The organism is Candidatus Methylomirabilota bacterium, from assembly GCA_035764725.1.
Classification (GTDB): Bacteria; Methylomirabilota; Methylomirabilia; order Rokubacteriales; family CSP1-6; genus DASRWT01.
Map to the genome: position 1 here is coordinate 1 of DASTYT010000043.1, position 16,965 is coordinate 16,965.

A 16,965-nucleotide genomic window follows, 5' to 3' on the forward strand; every position below is an offset into this window, starting at 1 on the left:
ATCCACGCCTGCTTGAGCCACGGCGGACAGGGCGCCGCCATGTGGAACACCACGCGCAGCGAGGACACGTCGAACGCCGTGCGCTCGTTCTCGGGCAGCCGCCAGATGCGATGCATCATCGTCGGCACCGCGTACATCCAGTCGACGCGATGATGCTCGATGAGGTCCAGGCACTCGGCGGCGTCGAAGCGCGGCATCACCACCAGGTGATTGCCGCGGAGGAGGGCCAGCAGCGAAGTGATGAAGGGCCCGTTGTGGTAAAGCGGCCCCGTCACGAGGTGCACACCGTCCGCGGGAATGCGCAGCAGCGTCGCGAAGGGCGACACTGCCTCCCACACCGCGGCCTGGGTTGCCACGATCAGCTTGGGGCGGCCCGTGCTCCCGCCCGACGTGGGCGCCTTGAACGACGCGGCGATCGCGGGGGGCAGCGGCTCGGCGGACGTGGAGGTGGGCGGCACGAAACCGGCGGGCACCGTGGCCCGGCCCGGCGCCTCCTGCGGATCCACACCGACGACCAGGGACGGATTCGCCAGCTCGATGATCGCGCTCCGTTCCACCGCCGGGAGGCGAGAAGAAATGGGTTGGGGCGTCGCGCCGAGCTTCCAGGTCGCCACGACCGCTTCGTAAAAGCCGATCCCGTTGGGCAGCCCGATGGTGACGAAGGAATCGCGCGTGACCCCGCGCGCCTGGAACACGCGCGCCAGCCGGTTGGTTCGTGCCTCGAAGTCCCGGCGGGAGACGGTCTCCGACCCGCACGTGATCGCGGGGCGGACGGGGGCGGCCGCCGCCAGGCGGCCGACGAGGGCGCCGAGCGGGGTCTCCTCGCTCACCCGAGCTCGGCCTGCGCGCTCATCGCCACCGTGCCCGCGGGGGTGACCGCCCAGAGCTCGCAGCCGCGTCCGTCGGCGGTGGGCCGGCCGCGCAGCTCGAACGATGCGTCGGCGAACAGCGGAGCCCGTGCCTGCGTGGTATAAGCGCGGAAGATGCGCCCCGGATTCGAGTCGCGCGCGAAGTCGAGGAGGAGCGTGGAGGTGAGCGGGCCGTGCACGACGAGGTCGGGATATCCCTCCACGTCCATCGCCCACGCGCGGTCGTAGTGGATGCGATGGCTGTTGAACGTGAGCGCGGAGAAGCGAAACAGGAGGACGGGATCGGGCTCGATGCGCCGGCGCCACGCCACGTCCGTCGGGGCCTCCTCGCGGCGTGGCGCCTGATTGCGCTCGCCCGCCTTCACCTCTTCACGAAACACCGTCCGACGTTCCTCCTCCACGGCCAGCCCGTCCGGGCCGAGGATGCGGCTCAGCACGGTGGCGAACACGAGCGTGCCGGTGCCGCCGGCCTTCGCGGAGATGTCCGCCAGCTCGGTCACGCGGCGCAGGGTCTCGCCCACCCGGATGGGCCGGTGGAAGCGGAAGCGCTCGCCCGCGAACATGCGGCGCGGCAGCGGCATGGGGGGAACCACGCCGGCGTCGCGGGGACTCCCGTCCGGCCTGAGCTCGTCGGGGCCGTAGCGCGGCAGGAAGTAGAGAATGTGCCAGCCCGGGGGCAGCAGATCGCCTGCCGCCAGCTCGCGCTCGGGCCGGGCGAAGGTCAGGCGCAGGAGGTTCGCCGGGGCCGGCGTGACGACGTCCGTCGACTCCTGGCGCCGGCCGATGTGGGTCTTCAGACTGTCGAGGTCCAGCTCGGTCTTCGCCATGCCCGGAACACTAGCATGCCGCGGCGGCTCGCGGCGTTCGTCCTCCTGGCCGGGCTTGCGTTCCCCCTCTTCCTCGCGGGGGCGGGCTGCGCCGCGCTGGAGCGGGCGAGCGGCGACTGGCGCTCGCTCATCACCGAGCCCACCGGCCAGGCGCCCGATCCCGCGACCACGCCGGAGCCCGTCATCCAGGTGTATGCCGCGCGCACCGTGGGCTGGCGCGGGCTGGTCGCCGTGCACACGTGGATCGCGGTGAAGCGCGCCGGCGCGGGCGCCTACACCCGCTACGAGGTCATGGGCTGGGGCGTGGAGTACGGCCGGCCCGCCATCCGCGTCAACCGCGCGGGGCCGGACAATTACTGGTTCGGGAGCCGGCCGAATCGCCTGGTGGATCGTCGCGGGCTCGAGGTCGAGGCGCTGATCGACAAGGTGGAGGCGGCGATCAAGGCCTATCCCTACCCGGATCGCTATCGCTCCTGGCCGGGCCCGAACAGCAATACGTTTCTCGCCCACATCGGGCGCGAGGTGCCAGAGCTCAGGCTGGATCTGCCGCCCACCGCCATCGGCAAGGACTTCCTCATCGGGGGCCACGTGGTGGGCCGCTCGCCGAGCGGCACCGGCGTGCAGCTCTCGCTCCTCGGGCTCGGAGGTCTGCTCGTCGGCTGGGAGGAGGGCGTCGAGGTGAACATGCTGGGCCTCTCGTTCGGCCTCGACTGGAACCGCCCCGCCCTCCGATTGCCCGCGGTGGGGCGCCTGGGCTTCCCCTAGGCGGCGGGGACGCGCTTGGCGAGCACCTTGGCGAGACCCTCGGGCTTGAACCCGAGCTGGAGCAGCGCCACGCCCGTGTCGGCGTACTCGCGGTAGGCGGCGATCTTTCCGCCCTCGAGGTCGAACACGCTCATCCCCTTAAAACGCACGGGACGGCCGGCGCTGCGGGGAATCGCGTCCGACACCGTGTAGGAGAAGCGCCACTCCCCTGCCGCGCGGCGGCCGTCCTCGACCACGATGTCGAACTGCCAGTGATAGCCCTTGCCCTCGTGGAACATGCGCTCGAACATCTCGCGGAGCGCGGCGTGCCCCTTGTGCGGGCCGAAGAAGAGGTCATCGTACGAGCCGGACTCGGTGAAGAGCCCGACGAGGGCCTTCACGTCACCTCCATTGAAGGCGTCGGCGAACTGGCGCACGATGCTCATGGCATCTCCTCGAGCAGACGAGGCACCGCCTTCTCCAGGCAGCGCAGGATCTCGTCGCGGCTGATGCGGAAGGCCTCCTCGCCCTGGCCCGCCGGGTCCTCGATGTCGCCCTCCTCGTCGATCAGCTCGCGGAGCGTGACGATGGTGCGGCCGCGGGCCTCCTCGAAGGCGGCGAGCATCTGCTTCTGCAGGGTCGTCATCGTGACGATCAGGTCCGCCTCGGCGATGAGGTGCCGGTGGCGCTTGAGATCGGTTGAGGTCATATCGTCCTCGGCGAGGTGCACGCCGATCTCCTTCAGCGCGAGCCGGGCATCCAGCGAGGGCAGCATACCGTCGCGGGCGTAGGTGGCGATGCCGCCGGAGCGGATCCGGTAGCCGTGATCGGCGTCACGCTCCGCCAGCATCTTCTCCAGCAGCACCTGGGCCATCACGCTCCGCGCGGTGTTGGCATGGCAGACCACCAAGAGGTTTTTTCTCACTGCGGGGCGGCGCCCTTGGTGTCGGCGAGCGGGAGATAGTAGGCGTTCCCCTTCCCCACCCAGTCCGTCAGCATGGCGCGGAACTCCGGCCCCATGGGATCGATGCCGCGCATCGGCATGGTGCCGCGGCGGATCGTGAAGTCGTGCGGCGCTAGCTCGCCGCCGCGCACGAAGTGGCGCGCCGCCGCCTCCACCTGCCCCTGGCGATGCAACCACTCGCCCAGGCCGAACTCCGCCCGCGCCTGCTGATGCTCGGCGGTGACGCCCGGCAGGAGCTCGCGCGCGGAGGGGCCGGCGGGCAGCGCGGGCGCCTCGCCCTTCACCCACGCGCGGAGCGCGCCCAGGTGCCGCGCCGACTCGAGCCCGGTGATGTGCGTGAAGGTGTCGGTGCCGAAGGCGACGTCATTGGGCCGCACGATACGCCCCCGCTCGTCGATCCAGAACACCGTGGGCACGTTGACGATGTTGTAGAGATCGGCCAGGCGATGCTCGGTGTCGATCAGCGCCACGTGCATGGCCGCGGGCGAGGACGGCTTCGACGCCTCGATCCACGGCCGCGCGGCCTCCGCCGACTTGTCGAGCGCAACCGTGATCACGGCGAAGCCCCGGCTCCCCAGCTCTTCCTGCACCGCCTGCCAGACCGGCAGGTCGAGGCGGCACCCTCACCAGGAGGCGTAGGCGACCAGCAGTACCTTCTTGCCTCGCTGCTCGCGCAGCGAGTGGAGCCGTCCCTCGAGGTCGGGCAGCGTGAAGTCGGGCGCCTCGAGGGACTCCAGGCGCTGCCCGCGCTCCTGGGCGCTCACGCCGAGATACGCCGCGCGCGCCTCCACGTCCACCGCAAGCGGACGGCCCAGCGCGCTCGCCACGCCGGCCAGATCCACGCCCTCCGCCGTCTCCACCGAGGCCCGCGCACGGAGCGGCACGCACACGTTCGCGCGGCACAGGCCCTCGGGCTTGAGCGTCCACCCCAGCGCCTGCTCGAGCGCCTGGGGCGTGAGGCGCACCTGGTCGTCGCGCACGCGCGCGGGCACCTCCGCGGGCCGGCCGTCGTCGATGATCGTGAAGCGAGTGTCGGTCATGCGCGGGCTCCTTGCCGGGGGCGCGTCAACGCCACGCCCACACCGGCTGCTCGAAATGATACACGCGCGTCGGCCGGCCGTGGATGGCGACCTCGCGCGTCTGGTAGACGACGGCGGCGGTGGGCGCGTGCACCAAGGTGTCGAGGATCGGGAGCTGGATGACCGGCCGGTCGCTCTCGGGAATCGAGACGAGGCGCGGCACGTCGGGCCGCTCCAGCTCGTCGAAGGCCACGAGGTGCGCGCTCGCCACCTCGGCGGGGTTCGGCGCCAGCGCCGCCTCCGCGCCGCCCCATACCACCACCGGGGTGATGAGGAAGCCAGAACGCGTGCCGTAGTCGTCCAGCGTGCCCAGCACCGTCTCGGGCCCGAGCGTGAGCCCGACCTCCTCGCGCAGCTCGCGCAAGGCGGCATCGACCGCGCGCTCGCCCCGGTCGAGCCGGCCGCCCGGCAGCGCCCACTGACGAGCGTGCGCGCGCAGCCCCGCGGCGCGCCGGGTGATCAGGAAGCAGGCGCGCCCCTCCGCGTCGGGCAGCAGCACCACCGCCACCGCCGCCGGGCGCAGCCCGTCGGCCTCGGCGCCGCGCCGCTCGAAGGCGTCGAGGTGGCGGCGCGCGCGCGCGCGCAGCGCCTCGTCGAACCGGTGGGTGATGGAGGACATACCCCTGCACGACACCGCAGAAGCGGAGTAGTGTCAAGGTCATGGCCATCAAGCTCGGGCTCTTCTCGATGAATCAGGACGCGTGCAGTCATCCGGAAGGGGCTGCCCGCGTGGCGCGTGCCGCCGAGGCCGCCGGCTTCGAGTCGCTCTGGTGCGGGGAGCACGTGGTGCTGCCGGACCCGCAGGCGCCGCCGTCGCCGATGGCCCCGCGGGACCACATTCTGGACCCGATCGTCGCGCTCACCTGGCTCGCCGCCCACACCGGGCGCCTGCGCCTCGGCACGGGCATCATCATCATGCCGCAGCGGAATCCGCTGGTGCTCGCCAAGGAGCTGGCCAGCCTCGACGTGCTCTCCGGCGGCCGCCTCATCCTCGGCATCGGCGTCGGCTATCTCGAGCCCGAGTTCCGTGCCATCGGCGCGAACTACGCCCAGCGCGGCGCCGTGACCGACGAGTACGTCGAGGCGATGCAGGCGATCTGGGGCCAGGACCGGCCGGCCTACAAGGGCCGCTTCGCGGCATTCTCGGACGTCCAGGCGCATCCCCAGCCGGTGCAGCGCCCGGGCCCGCCCATCGTGGTGGGCGGGCGCAGCGCCTCCGCGTTTCGCCGCGCCGTCACGCGGGGGCATGGCTGGTACGGCTTCGGGCTCGACGCGGCCGGCGCCGCCACCGCGCTGGCCGGCCTTCGCGAGGCCGCCGCGCGCGTCCCGCGCCCGCCCGCGCTCGGCCCCCTCGAGCTCTCCCTCACGCCTCGCGGCTACGGCCTCGATCTGGCCGCGGCCAGGGAATTTGCCGCGCTCGGCTTCCACCGCCTGATCATCCGGCCCCCCAAAGATCTCGACGTCGCCGGCCTGGAGGCCTTCGTGCGGCGGGCCGGGACCGAGCTGGTCGGCAAGGTCTGAGCGCGGCGACGCACCGTGGCCGCGACGTATCGCCTCGGCGCCGCGCGGCGCCTCGCCAACACCCTCGTCCGTGGCCTGTTGCGCCTGGGGCTCGGGCCGCCGCGCACCTATCTCCTGACCGTCGCCGGTCGCAAGACCGGCCGACCGCTCTCCACGCCGGTGACCCTCGTCGAGATGGAAGGGCATCGCTGGCTGGTCGCGCCGTACGGCGAGGTGGCGTGGGTGCGCAACCTGCGAGCGGCGGGGCGCGCGACGCTCGCGCGGGGCCAACGGGTGGAGGCGGTGACGGCGCGCCCCCTGAGCCCGGAGGAGAGCGCGCCGGTGCTGCGGCGCTACATCAAGGACGTGCCCATCACACGGCCCTACTTCGACGTGCGTCCCGATTCGCCCCTCGAGGCGTTCGTCGCGGAGGCGCCGCGGCATCCCGTGTTCCTCCTGGGATCCGCCCCGCCCGACACGCGTTGACCGCCGCGCGGGAATTGGTGTAGATTCCGCGCCATGAAAAAGAAGAAGCCCGCCAAGAAGGCAGTCTCGAAGAAGTCGCAGCCGAAGAAGCCGGCGGCGAAGAAGGCGCCGGCCAAGGCCAAGACGGCGACGCCGTCGAAGGCGGCCACGCCGTCGAAGGCGTCCGCCGGGACCTACACGCCGCAGCCCGTCACGGGAATCGGCTGGGCCCCCTTCCGCTACCCGCTGTCCTGACCCCCGCGGCGGCCAGGTGAGCCTCCCGCTCGCGCTCCACACCTGGACGCTCGACTCGACGCCGCTCGCCGACGTCCTCGCGATCGCCCGCCGCACGGGCTGGGACGCGGTCGAGCTGCGCCGGGTGGACTTCCTGCGCGCGCGCGAGGCCGGCAAGACCGACGAAGAGGTGCTCGGCTGGGTGCGGGCCTCGGGTCTCGGCGTCGCGTGCGTCGGCGTGGAACTAGGCTGGGTGTACGCGGACGGCGCCGAGCTCACGCGCCTGCTGGGGGTGTTCAACGAGTCGTGCCGCGCCGCCGCCGCGCTGGGCTGTCCCCGCGTGATGAGCGCGGTGGGGCCCGGCCAGGGCGCCCTGCCCACGATGGCCGAGCGCGTGCGGGAGGCCGCGGCCATCGCCGCATCCCACGGCGTGCGCCTCGCCTTCGAGTTCAGCTACGGCGCGGCCCAGCTCAACACGATCGCGCGCATGCGCGAGCTGGTGGCGCGCGCGGGCCATCCCGCGTGCGGGCTCCTGCTGGACACCTATCACATCCAGCGCAGCGGGGGCAGCGTGAAGGACGTCGACGACGTGACACCCGAGGAGATCGTCTACGTGCAGTTCAGCGACGTGCCTCGCGGTGCGCTCGATCCCAAGGATATGCTGAACCGCCTGCCCGCGGGTCGGGGGGTGGCGCCGATCCGCGAGCTCTTCGCGGCCTTCGCGGGGAAGGGCTATCGCGGGCCGCTGAGCTATGAGGCGCCCAATCCCGCCGCATGGGCGCGGCCCGCCGAAGACGTCGCGCGCGAAGGGCTGGCCGCGGCGCGCGCCGTCCTGCCCTAGCGCACGCCCAGCAGCTCCACCTCGAAGATCAGCGTCGCCCCCGGCGGGATCACACCGCCCGCGCCGCGATCGCCGTAGCCGAGCGCGGCCGGGATGATGAGCTTGCGCTTGCCGCCCACCTTCATGCTGCCCACACCCTCGTCCCAGCCGCGGATCACGCGGCCGCGCCCGACGGGGAACTCGAGGGGCTGGCCGCGGTCGAGGGACGAGTCGAACTTGGTGCCGTTTTCGAGCCACCCGGTATAGTGCACGCTCACCGTCTGGCCCGGCGAGGGGCTGACTCCGGTCCCCTCGCGGAGCTCGACCCAGCCGAGCCCGGACGCGCTGCGCGAGATCTGCTCGTCGCCCATGGCGGCGCGCCTACTGCATGGGGGAATACGCGGTGGGACGGAGGATGTGCGCGGTGAGCTTGCGCACCAGCGGACCGTTCTTCTCCGTCTCGGCGAACTTGGCGAGGCGCTCCTTGTCGCTGAAGAACCCGCTCCACTTCTTCTCCCGATCGGCGAGGCTCTCCCAGGCCAGGATGTAGAGGAGCTGATCGGACGGCCCCCCCAATTCGTTGGTCCAGAAGCCGACCACCTGGATCCCGTGCTTCTTGAAGAAGTCCATGGTGATCTCGGCGAAGCGGCGGTTGAGATCGGGCAGGCGGCCCGGCATCGCGTGATAGGTCCGGAGCTCGTAGAGCATGAAAGACGCCCTCCTTGGCGCGGGCCGATGCTAGGCGCCGGCGGCGGCGCCTGTCAAGGCGGGTGGCTTGGCGAGCCGCAGCCGAAGGCGAGCGGATATCAAGATGGTCCGAGCGAAGCGAGGCGGTTGTGCGTCGCTACCCGTTCGTCGTATCGTCACCCCCATGACGACACCCAAGTACGTGACCCTGCCCGAGATTCGCGATGCGGCCCGCGCCAAGCTCCCCCGTGACGAGTGGAACTTCGGCGACGGCGGCGCCGAGACCGAGACCACGCTGCGCCGCAACCGCGCGCATCTCGATCGCCTTGCGATCCGCCAGAACGTGCTGGTCGACGTGCGCACGGTCGATCTGGGCACCACCTTCCTCGGCCGCCCGCTGTCCTGGCCGGTGGCGGTGGCGCCGATGGGCGGGCTCATCCTCTTCCATCCCGATGGCGACTGCGAGATGGCGCGCGGCGCCGGCGAGGGCGACACGCTGCAATTCCTCTCCGGCGCCACCGGCTGGCCGGTGGAGGACGTGGCGAAGGCGGGCGCGGGGCCGAAGATGTTCCAGCTCTACCACCACGGCGACCGCGGCTGGGTGGGCGAGCTGATGAAGCGCGTGGAGGCCTCCGGTTATCTTTCGGTTTGTCTCACGGTGGACGTGCAATGGTACGGTCGGCGCGAGCGCGACATCGTCAATCGCTACGTGCCGCGCGACGCGATGGCGAAGGCGCCGAACCCGCGCGGACCGGACCAGTCCTACCAGGCGCGGCTCACCTGGGACGACGTGGACTGGCTGCGCAAAACGGTGCGGCTCCCGATCGGCGTGAAGGGAATCATGACGCCGGAGGACGCGCGCCGCGCGGTAGAGCACGGGGTCGACATCGTGTGGGTGTCGAACCACGGCGGCCGCCAGCTCGATCAGACGCAATCGACGATCGACGCGCTGCCTCCCATCGTCGACGCGGTGGGCGGCGCGGCGAGCATCGTGGTTGACGGCGGCTTCAACCGCGGCACCGACGTCCTCAAGGCCCTGGCCCGGGGCGCCGATCTCGTCGCGGTGGGCCGCACCATGCTCTGGGGCCTCGCGGCCGAGGGCGCGGCGGGTGTGGCCCGCACATGCGCGATCATGCGCGAGGAGATGTCGACTGCGCTCGCCCTCTCCGGTCAGACGACCGTGAAGGGGCTCGAGCCCGACTACGTGATGCGGGTGGACTGACGACTACGGCTCGTCACCCCGGCAGCCGTCGTCACTCCAGTCCCAGAAACCCGAGGATGAAGAGAACCACGGACGCAACGCCCATGATGTAGAGGACATTCATCTCGCCACCCCCTGTTGTCCTTACTGCCCGGTCACATTGCAACTGGCGTTCCCAAGGCCGAGATTGGCCCCAAACCAGCGGCAATTCATATACTTCGACGCCGTCTTGGGGCGCGAGACGACGACGAGAGCGTGTAAGAACTTCTAGGTGAGAATGACGCGGCTCGCACCACCCGGACCCCTAGCCTCCTCGGCCGGGCCCTGCCGCGCCTCCCCGTCAACGGAGCCCTAGATAGCCGAGGATGAACAGGATCACCACGACCACGCCGATGATGTAGAAGATGTTGTTCATGTCCTCACCCCCTGCACGTTCCCTTTTGCAACGGGCGTTCCCAGGCGCAGAGGGGTGCGGATTCGCGTAGTTCGGCGCGGAGAGGACCGGAGCCGGGCCGGAGCGGGTAGGAACTTCCAGGTGAGAATGGCGCGGCGGCGCGCCCGCTTAGCCCTCACGCCAGTCGAGTGCGGTGTGGACGACGAGCGCGCCGAGAATCACCCCGCCGCCCAGCAAGGTGGCGGCGGCCGGCGTCTCGCCCAGCGCGAGCCAGACCCACAACGGACCCAGCACGTTCTCCAGCATCCCGATGAGCGAGGCTTCCGCGACGGGGATCAGGCGCGCGCCCGCGGTGAAGAGGACGAGCCCGAAGCCGAGCTGCGCCGCGCCGAAGAGCGCGAGCAAGGCCAGGTCCGGCGCGCTCGCCTGCGTCGGCCGGGCGGGGCCCAGCGCGAACAGCGCGGAGAACACGTTGGCCAGGGCGGCCGCCGCCGTCATGCGCACGTGGCGATGCTGCCGGACGATCACGATGGCCGTCGCGAAGGCCATCGCCGTCACGAGCGCGAGGCCGTCACCACGGATGGAGCCCGCACCCCACGAGTGCGAAGCCATGACCGCAGCGCCGCCGAGGGCTGCCGCCATGGCGAGCCAGCTCCGCCGGCGAACGCGCTCACCCATCCACGCCCAGCCCAGGAGCGCCGCGATGAACGGCGACGTGCTCTGGATGACGAGGGCGTTGGCCACGGTCGTGTAGGCGAGCGCGTTGATGAAGCACGTGGAGGCGGTGGCGAAGCAGAGCGCCATCCCGACGCCCGCGGCTCCCAGCCCCCGGATCCGCGCCCAGGTCGCCCCCCGCTCCTGCATCGCGGTGACGCCGAGCAGGAACAGTGCCGCGAAGACGGACCGCCAGAAGACGGTCGTCCACGCGTCGGTGGCGACCAGCCGCGCGAGGAGCCCGCCCAGGCTCCAGAAGAGCGCGGCCGCCGCGACGAGAGCGAGACCGTCACCCCGACCTTCTCCCCGGCGGGAAGAAGGGGAAGGAGCCGGCTCAGCTGCCGAGGCGGCCGTAGAGGACATGCCGCCGGTTCTTGGTGTACTGGCGCACCTGGCCGGGCCAGCGCCCCTCCTCGACGGCGCGCGCCCACGCGTCCGACACCAGCACCTCGGGACTCTCGATCTCGTAGAGGGCCTGATAGCGCGGCTCGTTCTCGATGACGATGCGCTTCTTCTCGCCGCCGATCGACAGCGTGAGCTCCTGCGTCTTGAAGCGCGCCACCGCGATCACGCCGGGCACCTTGAGGAGGTTGGGCACGTGCTCGGTGTCGTAGACCTCGTTGAAGAGCGCGTCCTTCGCGGGCTCCACGTCCATGGCGGCGCTGAAGAGATAGCGGGTCTTGATGGGCATCAGCGGGCACCTCCGTGCGGGGTGAGGGGGAGAGACTTCAGCTCGATCTCCACGAAGACGAACTCCTGCGGATTGGCGTTCTTCACGTCGTGCTCGGCGCCGGCGACGCGGAAATAGGCTTGCCCCGTGACGAGCTCGCTGGTGGTCACGCCGTCTTTGGTCTCGATGGCGAGGCGGCCCGTCGACATCGGCACGACGACATAGGCGTACTCGTGGCGGTGATGGCCGGTGGCAGCGCCCCTCGCGAAGCGCCACTCAGTGACGCGCACCGCATCGTTGTCGATCTGCACGGTGGGAACCGCGCGCGGCGCGGTCGGCTCGGGCATACGAGACCTCCTTGGGTGGCGGGGACACTTCAGGCCGCGGACTCAAGCGGGGGAAGACTAGCACAGGCGCGCATGGCTCTCCCGCGGTATCCTGGCCTCATGGTCAGCCGGGCGGTCCCGCGTGCCTCGTTCGGCCTCGCCGTCGTGAGCGCCGTCGTCGTCATCCTCTCCGGGTTCGGTTATCGTTGGGGCTGGTGGAGCGTGGGGACCTCATTCAGCGTGCTGCGTGTGGCAGCCTTCGCGGGAATCGGCGTGGGCGTGCTCGCCCTGGTAGGCGTCGGCCTCGCCGCGGTCGCCCGCGCGTGGCCCGGCGTGGTCCTGTCCGTCCTGGCGCTCGCCATCGCGGCGGGGGTGGCGTGGCTGCCTCTGAGCTTCCAGAAGATGGCGCGCACGGTGCCGCGCATCCACGACATCACCACCGACACGGAGCATCCGCCGGTGTTCGTCGCCATCCTCGAGCGGCGGCGCGATGCGCCCAATCCCCCCGACTACGACGGCGCCGAGGTGGCGGCCGCGCAGAAGCGCGGCTACCCGGATCTCGGCCCCGCCACCGTGTCCGTGCCGCCCGATCGCGCGCTCGCCGCCGCCGAGGCCACCGCCCGCGCGCTCGGCTGGGAGATCGTCGCGGTGGTGACCTCGGAGGGCCGGCTGGAAGCCACCGCGACCACGCCGTGGTTCGGCTTCAAGGACGATGTGGTGGTCCGCGTGACGCCCGAAGGATCCGGCAGCCGCGTGGACGTGCGCTCGAAGTCGCGCATCGGGCGCAGCGATCTCGGCACCAACGCCAAGCGCATCCGCGCCTTCCTCACCGACCTCCGTAGCCACCTGACCTGACGCCGGACGGATGCCGGGCGCCGCTTAGCCCAGCAGCCAGCCCACGAGCCCGGCCGCGAGCACGACGGGCAGCGGGGACACCCGAAGCGTCATCAACGCGAGCGCCGCCCCCACCGCGATCGCGCCGGCGTGCACGTCGTGAATGGCCGAGCGCGCGAGCGTGTAGCAGCCGCCGGCCATCAGCCCCATGCCGATCGCGGCGAGCGTGCGCTCCGACGCCAGCGCCCAGGGCCGCCCGCGGAAGCGCCCCCAGTGCTGCGAGACCAGCGCGGTGAGGATCGCGGGCGGCACGAACATGGCCACCGCGGCGACCAGCGCGCCGAGGGGGCCGCGCGCGGCGTAGCCGATGAACGCGGCGATCTTCATGTTGGGACCCGGCGTGAGCTGCGCGATGGTGTAGGCGTCCACGAACTCGCGCGAGGTGATCCACTGATGCGCAGTGACGGCCTGGCGCTCGATCTCCGGCACGATGCCGAGGCCGCCGCCGATGCAGAGGAAGGAGAGCCAGAGAAAGGTCCACGCGATGCGGAGGAGCTCCATCAGTCCGACTCGCGCGGCGTGAGGGCTTCCGAAGCCCGCGGCCGGTTGAGCCAGAGGCCGAGCACGATCATCGCGGCGATGGCGATGTACGTCGGCAGCCGCAGCGGCCCGACCGCGAAGAAGGTGCCCGCCGCGAGGACCACACCCACGCGCCCGCGAAGGCCCACGCGCAGGATGCGCCAGGTCATGATGAGGATGAGCCCGACCACCGCCGCTCCCATGCCGGCGAGCATGTGGGCCGCCTCGGGGGCCACGCCTTTGCGCAGGAGCAGGGCGAGGGCGAGGAAGAGGAGGCCCCCGGGCAGGACGAGCGCGAGGAGCGCGCAGGCCGCGCCGCGATAGCCCCGCAGACGATGGCCCAGCGCCACCGCGAGATTGGAGAAGTTGGGACCGGGCATCACCTGGCTCACCGCCAGATCCTGGAGGAACTCCTCGTCGCGCAGCCACCGCAGGCGCACCACCAGCGCGTCGTGGAAATAGGCGCTGCGTCCGCCGCCGAGGCTGGCGAGGCCGATCCATGCGAACACCGCAGTGAGTCGCGCGAGGCTCGGTCGGGTCACGCGGGCTCGTCCAGCCCGATCGCGCCCCAGAAGACTGGCTCGGGCGCGAGGCGCACGCCGAACCGCTCGGCCACGCGCCCGCGCACGCGCCGCGCGAAGGCGGCGACGTCGGCGGCGCGCGCGCCGTCGTGGCACACGATGGCGAGCGTGTGCCGCGTGGAGAGACCCACCGCGCCCATGCGCTCGCCCCGCGTGAAGCCAGCGCGCTCGATGAGCCAGGCCGCCGAAAGCTTGACGCGCCCGTCGGGCTCGGCCCACTGCGGCATGCCACCGCCCGGGGCGGCGAGCGCAGCCACACGCGCGGCCTCCCCGGCCCCGACGACCGGGTTCACGAAGAACGAGCCGCACGAGCGGCGGTTCTCGTCGCCCTCCTCGAGCACCATGGACTTGGCGCGGCGGATCGCGAGCACGCTCTCGCGCACCTCGGCGAGGGTGGGCGCGCCCGCGCCGCGCGAGGCCACGTGGCGCTCGAGCTCGGCGTAGCGGACTGTGGGCGCGCCGCCGGGAGCCAGCCGGAGCGTGACGGCAAGGACCACGTAGCGCTCGGGCTCCGCGCTGCGAAAGAGACTGTCGCGATACCCGAAGCGGCAGGCCGCCGCGTCGAGGGTCACGGGACGCCGGGTGCGGCGGTCCACCACCCGCAGGCGCGCGATAGTCTGGCTCACGTCCTGACCGTAGGCGCCCACGTTCTGAATCGGCGTCGCGCCCACGAGGCCGGGGATTCCAGAGAGGCACTCGAGGCCGGCCCAGCCGCGCTCGACCGTGGCGCGCACGAAGTCGTCCCAGGGCTCCCCCGCGGCCGCCGTCACCTCGATCGCGCCCGCGGTGGCCGGGCCCGGCCCCTCGACGGTCACTCCGCGGAGCGCGATCTGGAGCACGAGCGCGTTCACGCCCTCGTCCGCCACGACCACGTTGGAGCCGCCGCCGAGCACGCGCACCGTGACCCCGCGCGCCGCCGCCCAGTCGAGCGCGTCGAGCACGGAGGCTTCGTCCCGCGCCTTGACGAGCCAGCGCGCGGGGCCGCCCACGCGCAGCGTCGTGCGCGACGCCAGCGAGGCGTTCTCGATGAGATCCACGCGGTCATTCTCGCATGGTCGCCGCCCTTGACAGCGATGGCGCGGGCGTGGCTTCTTGAGGCTCGAGGAGGCCGCTTCCATGAAATTCGGCATCGGGCTCTCGGTCCAGCACCGCCCGGAGGAGTCGCAGGCCCGCCGCTTCCAGGAGCACCTCGAGCAGGTGCGCCTGGCCAAGCGCGTGGGCTTCCACTCGATCTGGTCGAGCCAGCACTATCTCTCCGACCCCTTCACCTACTTTCAGCCCATTCCCACCCTGGCCCGCGTCGCCGCGGAGGCGGAGGGCATGACGCTTGGGACGGGCGTGATCCTCCTCCCCCTGCATCAGCCGGTGGATCTCGCCGAGCAGCTCGCGACCCTCGATGTCATCACCGGCGGGCGCCTCATCGTGGGCCTCGGCCTCGGCTATCGGGACGTGGAGAATCTCGCGATGGGCCACGACCCGAGCGCGCGCGTCGGCCGGATGGTGGAAGGACTCCAGGCGCTGGATCGCCTCTGGACGGGCGAGCCGGCCTCCTTCGAGGGCAAGCATTTCCAGCTCCGCGACGCGCGCATCTCGATGCCACCGCTACAGCGGCCGCGGCCGCCCATCTGGCTCGCCGCCAACGGCGATGCCGGCGTGAAGCGCGCAGCGCGGCTCGCCGACACCTGGCTCATCAACCCCCACACCACGCTGCCGACGCTCGAGCGCCAGCTCGCCCTCTTCCACGCCGAGCGCGCCGCCGGCGGGCGTCCGCGCGCGGCGGAGATTCCGCTCCTCCGCGAGTGCTATGTCACGGACAGCCGGGCCGCGGCGTTCGCGGAGGCCCGGCCCATCCTCGAGCCCAAGTACAAGGCCTATCAGCGCTGGGAGCAGGACAAGGCGTTGCCGCAGGGGGAGACGTGGAGCGACGCGTTCGAGGAGCTGGCGCGCGACCGCTTTGTCATCGGCGACCCCGTGCAGGTCCGCGAGGAGATCGCGCGTTACCGCGAGCGCCTGGGAGTCACCGCCATGATGTTCCGCCTGCAGTGGCCGGGCATGGACCAGGAGCGGGTGCTGCGGTCGATCCGCCTGCTCGGCGAGCAGGTCCTGCCGCACTTCGCCTGAGCGCGTGATTGGGCTCGCGCCGCTCTTCCACGTGTCGGCCGAGGTGGGCGAGGTGCGCTCGCTGGGGCCGGCTCCCGGGGGAGAGCGTCGCGTGGTGCCCATTCTCGGCGGCACCTTTACGGGCGAGGGGCTGGAGGGGGAGGTGCTGGGCGGTGGCGCTGACTGGCAGTGGCGCCGCGACGACGGCACGCTGGACATCGACGCCCACTACGCCCTGCGCGAGCGCGGCGGCGCCGTGATCGAGGTGCGGAGCCGCGGGCTGCGCACCGGCGCCGCCGACGTGCTGGAGCGGCTCGCGCGCGGGGAAGACGTGGATCCGGCAGCCTACTACTTCCGCACCGCGCTGCGCTTCACCACCGGCGACGCGCGGCTCGGCTGGCTGAACCGCGTGCTCGGCCTCGCCACCGCCGCCCGCCGCGCGCGCCGGGTCGAGCTGGACGTCTACCGGGTGCTGTAGCCGGCGCCGCACCGCCGCGTCCGGGCGGCCACACCGAGGGCGAGAAGGCCCACGCCCACCAGCAGCAGCGCGCTCGGCTCCGGCACGACCTGAGGTTCGGCGAAGATGAAGTCGTCCATCGCAACCACGTCGATGCCCTGGCCGGGATTGTCCGCCACGCCCAGCGCGTTCGTGCCGGTGGTGATGCGAACGCGGTGCGCGAGCTCATCGGAGGGATCGAGGATGATGCCGAGGAAGGAGAGCTCGCCGTTCCCCGGCGCCGCCGGCACATGCACCGACGCGAGTAGGTCGCCCGACAGGCCGAACAGTTCGATGGTAGTCGAGTCGGCCAGATCCACGTCGGTGAACACGGCGCCGAAGGCGCTCGTGCCGCCAGGGATGAGGCCGTTCGTCCCCGCGGCAGAGAAGACGCCCACGGTCTCGGTGCTTCCGACGGGGACGAAAAGGCGTACCGGGCTGAAGGTCTGGAACGTCGTGCTGTAGTCAACGCCGAACACGTCCGACAGATTGCCGGTACCGGTCGAGATCGGCGCCTGCTGGAAGCCGGACCCCGGGGTCGTGAAGATGACGCCGCGATTCTGGAATACCTCGAACGGGGTGACGCCGGGCGAGCCGTTCGGGTTGCCGCCGCCGTCCCAGTTGATTTCTCGCCGCCCGGACGACAGGGGCCCGGGGTCGTTTCCGTTGTTCGGGTCGCCCACGGCGGTGCGGAAGTCGGCCACGGCGGTCTGGGTGCCCGCGGCGCCGATCCCCTGGATGATGCTGAAGGCGTGACTCACAGCGGGCGCGCCAGTGAGCGTCATGACGAGTGCGGCCACGAGGAATCGACCGATACGCATCGGGTGCCTCCTTGTCGACGTAAAAATGCGAACCGATCGCTGGCAACAGCATGATGCATG

At 71.7% G+C, this 16,965-nt stretch carries 23 protein-coding genes and 1 pseudogene; 9 read left to right on the forward strand and 15 right to left on the reverse strand.

Annotated features, from left to right (window positions below; genetic code table 11):
* On the reverse strand, positions 1 to 830 hold an 830-nt coding region (locus VFX14_05755; protein HEU5189177.1), incomplete at its 3' end, for an AMP-binding protein.
* Complete coding sequence (locus VFX14_05760) at positions 827 to 1,696, reverse strand: MaoC family dehydratase N-terminal domain-containing protein (GenBank protein ID HEU5189178.1); 870 nt, start codon at positions 1,694 to 1,696, stop codon at positions 827 to 829. The genes VFX14_05755 and VFX14_05760, both read right to left, overlap by 4 nt.
* A 15-nt stretch (positions 1,697 to 1,711) precedes the next feature.
* Between VFX14_05760 and VFX14_05765 the strand changes: the two genes are divergently transcribed.
* Positions 1,712 to 2,461 (forward strand): DUF3750 domain-containing protein, encoded by a 750-nt coding sequence (locus VFX14_05765; GenBank protein ID HEU5189179.1) that lies wholly within the window; start codon positions 1,712 to 1,714, stop codon positions 2,459 to 2,461.
* On the opposite strand, the gene VFX14_05770 is transcribed toward VFX14_05765, so the two are convergent.
* From VFX14_05770 to VFX14_05785, 4 genes are read right to left on the reverse strand one after another with little or no spacing between them, the layout of a single operon-like run.
* On the reverse strand, positions 2,458 to 2,886 hold the full coding sequence (locus VFX14_05770) for a nuclear transport factor 2 family protein (GenBank protein ID HEU5189180.1): 429 nt from the start codon (positions 2,884 to 2,886) through the stop codon (positions 2,458 to 2,460). The two genes, VFX14_05765 and VFX14_05770, sit on opposite strands and share 4 nt — an antisense overlap.
* Positions 2,883 to 3,365 carry a hypothetical protein gene (locus VFX14_05775; protein ID HEU5189181.1) on the reverse strand — a complete coding sequence of 161 codons (483 nt, stop codon included), beginning with the start codon at positions 3,363 to 3,365 and terminating at the stop codon, positions 2,883 to 2,885. Before VFX14_05775 ends, VFX14_05770 begins: the two co-directional genes overlap by 4 nt.
* Positions 3,362 to 4,444: a TlpA disulfide reductase family protein gene (locus VFX14_05780; protein HEU5189182.1), complete on the reverse strand. Its 1,083-nt coding sequence runs from the start codon at positions 4,442 to 4,444 to the stop codon at positions 3,362 to 3,364. Before VFX14_05780 ends, VFX14_05775 begins: the two co-directional genes overlap by 4 nt.
* Before the next feature lie 25 nt (positions 4,445 to 4,469).
* Complete coding sequence (locus tag VFX14_05785) at positions 4,470 to 5,102, reverse strand: CoA pyrophosphatase (GenBank protein HEU5189183.1); 633 nt, start codon at positions 5,100 to 5,102, stop codon at positions 4,470 to 4,472.
* A gap of 41 nt (positions 5,103 to 5,143) precedes the next feature.
* Between VFX14_05785 and VFX14_05790 the strand changes: the two genes are divergently transcribed.
* From VFX14_05790 to VFX14_05805, 4 genes are read left to right on the forward strand one after another with little or no spacing between them, the layout of a single operon-like run.
* Positions 5,144 to 6,004, forward strand: a complete 861-nt coding sequence (locus VFX14_05790) for an LLM class F420-dependent oxidoreductase (protein ID HEU5189184.1) — start codon at positions 5,144 to 5,146, stop codon at positions 6,002 to 6,004.
* Between the two features lie 15 nt (positions 6,005 to 6,019).
* Positions 6,020 to 6,469, forward strand: coding sequence for a nitroreductase family deazaflavin-dependent oxidoreductase (locus VFX14_05795; protein ID HEU5189185.1), 450 nt, complete (start codon positions 6,020 to 6,022; stop codon positions 6,467 to 6,469).
* A 33-nt stretch (positions 6,470 to 6,502) separates the two neighbouring features.
* Positions 6,503 to 6,703, forward strand: coding sequence for a hypothetical protein (locus VFX14_05800; protein ID HEU5189186.1), 201 nt, complete (start codon positions 6,503 to 6,505; stop codon positions 6,701 to 6,703).
* Positions 6,704 to 6,719: 16 nt separating this feature from the next.
* Entirely contained in the window at positions 6,720 to 7,523 is an 804-nt protein-coding gene (locus tag VFX14_05805; protein HEU5189187.1) for a sugar phosphate isomerase/epimerase family protein, read from the forward strand.
* Here the strand turns inward: VFX14_05805 and VFX14_05810 are convergent.
* Both VFX14_05810 and VFX14_05815 read right to left on the reverse strand, forming a co-directional pair.
* Positions 7,520 to 7,849, reverse strand: a pseudogene (locus VFX14_05810) (FKBP-type peptidyl-prolyl cis-trans isomerase). The gene VFX14_05805 and the pseudogene VFX14_05810 overlap by 4 nt on opposite strands.
* 34 nt (positions 7,850 to 7,883) lie before the next feature.
* The gene (locus tag VFX14_05815; GenBank protein ID HEU5189188.1) at positions 7,884 to 8,210 is read right to left on the reverse strand and encodes an NIPSNAP family protein; all 327 of its coding nucleotides are present in this window, start codon (positions 8,208 to 8,210) and stop codon (positions 7,884 to 7,886) included.
* 163 nt (positions 8,211 to 8,373) lie between these two features.
* Here VFX14_05815 and VFX14_05820 point away from each other — a divergent pair, with 163 nt between their 5' ends.
* Positions 8,374 to 9,411: an alpha-hydroxy acid oxidase gene (locus tag VFX14_05820; protein ID HEU5189189.1), complete on the forward strand. Its 1,038-nt coding sequence runs from the start codon at positions 8,374 to 8,376 to the stop codon at positions 9,409 to 9,411.
* A 541-nt stretch (positions 9,412 to 9,952) separates the two neighbouring features.
* On the opposite strand, the gene VFX14_05825 is transcribed toward VFX14_05820, so the two are convergent.
* From VFX14_05825 to VFX14_05835, 3 genes are read right to left on the reverse strand one after another with little or no spacing between them, the layout of a single operon-like run.
* Entirely contained in the window at positions 9,953 to 10,861 is a 909-nt protein-coding gene (locus tag VFX14_05825) for a DMT family transporter (protein HEU5189190.1), read from the reverse strand.
* Positions 10,833 to 11,189 carry a hypothetical protein gene (locus tag VFX14_05830; protein HEU5189191.1) on the reverse strand — a complete coding sequence of 119 codons (357 nt, stop codon included), beginning with the start codon at positions 11,187 to 11,189 and terminating at the stop codon, positions 10,833 to 10,835. Before VFX14_05830 ends, VFX14_05825 begins: the two co-directional genes overlap by 29 nt.
* Positions 11,189 to 11,515 carry a cupin domain-containing protein gene (locus tag VFX14_05835; GenBank protein ID HEU5189192.1) on the reverse strand — a complete coding sequence of 109 codons (327 nt, stop codon included), beginning with the start codon at positions 11,513 to 11,515 and terminating at the stop codon, positions 11,189 to 11,191. The genes VFX14_05830 and VFX14_05835 overlap by 1 nt, the downstream gene beginning before the upstream one ends.
* 99 nt (positions 11,516 to 11,614) lie before the next feature.
* Here VFX14_05835 and VFX14_05840 point away from each other — a divergent pair, with 99 nt between their 5' ends.
* The gene (locus tag VFX14_05840) at positions 11,615 to 12,349 is read left to right on the forward strand and encodes a DUF1499 domain-containing protein (protein HEU5189193.1); all 735 of its coding nucleotides are present in this window, start codon (positions 11,615 to 11,617) and stop codon (positions 12,347 to 12,349) included.
* Between the two features lie 24 nt (positions 12,350 to 12,373).
* Here VFX14_05840 and VFX14_05845 read toward each other — a convergent pair whose 3' ends face one another.
* From VFX14_05845 to VFX14_05855, 3 genes are read right to left on the reverse strand one after another with little or no spacing between them, the layout of a single operon-like run.
* Positions 12,374 to 12,889, reverse strand: coding sequence for a chromate transporter (locus VFX14_05845; protein ID HEU5189194.1), 516 nt, complete (start codon positions 12,887 to 12,889; stop codon positions 12,374 to 12,376).
* The gene (locus VFX14_05850) at positions 12,889 to 13,449 is read right to left on the reverse strand and encodes a chromate transporter (GenBank protein HEU5189195.1); all 561 of its coding nucleotides are present in this window, start codon (positions 13,447 to 13,449) and stop codon (positions 12,889 to 12,891) included. Before VFX14_05850 ends, VFX14_05845 begins: the two co-directional genes overlap by 1 nt.
* A complete protein-coding gene (locus VFX14_05855; protein ID HEU5189196.1) occupies positions 13,446 to 14,525 on the reverse strand; it encodes a UDP-N-acetylmuramate dehydrogenase in 1,080 nt (359 codons plus the stop codon). The genes VFX14_05850 and VFX14_05855 overlap by 4 nt, the downstream gene beginning before the upstream one ends.
* Positions 14,526 to 14,604: 79 nt before the next feature.
* Between VFX14_05855 and VFX14_05860 the strand changes: the two genes are divergently transcribed.
* Positions 14,605 to 15,609: an LLM class flavin-dependent oxidoreductase gene (locus tag VFX14_05860; protein ID HEU5189197.1), complete on the forward strand. Its 1,005-nt coding sequence runs from the start codon at positions 14,605 to 14,607 to the stop codon at positions 15,607 to 15,609.
* A 4-nt stretch (positions 15,610 to 15,613) separates the two neighbouring features.
* On the forward strand, positions 15,614 to 16,066 hold the full coding sequence (locus tag VFX14_05865; GenBank protein ID HEU5189198.1) for a DUF3237 family protein: 453 nt from the start codon (positions 15,614 to 15,616) through the stop codon (positions 16,064 to 16,066).
* Here the strand turns inward: VFX14_05865 and VFX14_05870 are convergent.
* A complete protein-coding gene (locus VFX14_05870; GenBank protein ID HEU5189199.1) occupies positions 16,051 to 16,905 on the reverse strand; it encodes a PEP-CTERM sorting domain-containing protein in 855 nt (284 codons plus the stop codon). The genes VFX14_05865 and VFX14_05870 overlap by 16 nt on opposite strands.
* Positions 16,906 to 16,965: the final 60 nt, after the last annotated feature.